Origin of the sequence: Kytococcus sp. HMSC28H12 (genome assembly GCF_001816045.1) — a bacterium.
In the GTDB taxonomy this organism is placed as follows: domain Bacteria; phylum Actinomycetota; class Actinomycetes; order Actinomycetales; family Dermatophilaceae; genus Kytococcus; species Kytococcus schroeteri.
The window spans coordinates 1-1701 of the sequence record NZ_KV824370.1; the positions used below are offsets into that span (position 1 = coordinate 1).

Annotated in this window: 1 protein-coding gene; it reads left to right on the top strand. The window is 72.3% G+C overall.

What is annotated here, in order from left to right; genetic code table 11:
- Positions 1-226: 226 nt before the first annotated feature.
- Positions 227-1651 (top strand): GntP family permease, encoded by a 1425-nt coding sequence (locus HMPREF3099_RS04215; RefSeq protein ID WP_070704379.1) that lies wholly within the window; start codon positions 227-229, stop codon positions 1649-1651.
- The last annotated feature ends 50 nt before the right edge of the window (positions 1652-1701 follow it).

Genomic DNA, 1701 nt, shown 5'->3' on the forward strand with positions numbered 1-1701 from the left:
GGGGGCCCTGGGCATGGGGGCGGGTGGGGTCCTCCCGGGGGACGGCGGGGAAGCGGGTCTGGGAACTCATGGGCGCCATGCAACCGACAGGTCGCGCGGGGCGACACCCCCGCGCGCCGATGGTTGAACAATCGTTATCTGGGGGTGGACGGCTACCCGGCCGCACCGCATCGAGTGACGGGCGTCACAATGCGTGCGCGTCCCGTCCCCGATCCACAGGAGCGCCATGTCCCTCGGCCTGCTCGGCATCCTCGTCTCACTCGCCCTGCTCATCACGCTGGCCTACCGCGGCCACTCGGTGCTGGTGGCCGCCCCGGTCGCGGCGCTGGTGGCCACGCTGTTCGCCGGTGCGCCCCTGCTGGGCACGTACACCCAGGTGTTCATGCCCGCCATGGCCACGTTCCTGGGCTCGTACTTCCCGCTGTTCCTCACCGGTGCGGTGTTCGGGCACCTCATGAAGACCTCCGGCCTGGCCGGCGACTTCGCCGCCTGGGCCTCGCAGCGGCTGGGCGCGCAGCACGCAGTGCTCATCACGGTGCTCACCACGGCCGCCCTCACCTACGGCGGCGTGAGCGCGTGGGTGGTGGTGTTCACCATCTTCCCCATCGCCACCCAGCTGTTCCGCGAGGCGGGCATCCCCCGGCGCCTGATGCCGGCCGCCGTCGCCCTGGGCGTGGTCACCTTCGCGCTCGGTGCCCTGCCGGGGTCGCCGCAGATCCACAACACCATCCCCACCACCGTGTTCGGCACCACCACCTTCGCGGCGCCCGTGCTGGGCCTGCTCACCGGCGCCCTGGTGTTCGGCCTGGGCATGGCCTGGCTGCGGTACCGCCAGCGTTCCCTCATGGCGGCCGGCGAGTCCTTCGAGGACCTCACGATCCGCGAGCGCGAGGCCGGCGTCACCGTGGCCGGCGGCACCGACCGCCCCGCCGAGCGCGGGCGCGTCTCCACGGCATCGGGACTGCTGGGCCTGGTGCCGGTGGCCGTGGTGGTGGCCGTGCAGGCGCTCATGACCTACCTGGTCATCCCCCGCCTGGACACCGCCTACCTGTCCGACGAGAAGTACGGCGCGGTCACGCTGGCCTCGGTGGCCGGCATCTGGGCGGTGACGGTGGCGATGGTGGTGGCCATCCTCGTGGTGGTGCTGCTGCGCCCCGGCGGAATGAAGCACTACCCCGGCGACGTGTCCGAGGGCGCCGGCCAGGCGGTGCTGCCCACGCTCACCACGGCCAGCGAGGTGGGTTTCGGTGCGGTCATCGCCTCCATGGCGGCGTTCACCGTCATCCGTGACGGCATCTTCGGGCTCACGGACAACCCGGTGGTGACGGCGGCGGTCTCCACCGCGGGCATCTCGGGCGTCACCGGCTCGGCATCGGGCGGCCTGCAGATCACCATGAGCACCTTCGGCGAGCAGCTCGCCGCACAGGGGGCGGCGCAGGGCATCGACCCCGAGGTGCTGCACCGCGTGGCGGCCCTGGCGAGCACCAGCTTCGACTCGATGCCGCACAACGGCGCCATCATCACGATGCTGCTGGTGACCGGGCTGACCCACCGCGAGGCGTACAAGGACATCTTCGCCGTCACCGTGGTGGGGCCCCTCATCGGCACCGCGGTGGCCGTGGTGATGGGTCTCACGGTGGGCGCCTTCTGAGGCACTGGACCGCAGCACGGCGCGGCGGCGCGGCCCAGGGCCGTGCCGCC

What these genes read in the sequence shown, in the direction of transcription:
- HMPREF3099_RS04215 (WP_070704379.1), top strand. Translation starts at nt 227, where the DNA reads ATGTCCCTCGGCCTGCTCGGCATCCTCGTCTCACTCGCCCTGCTCATC.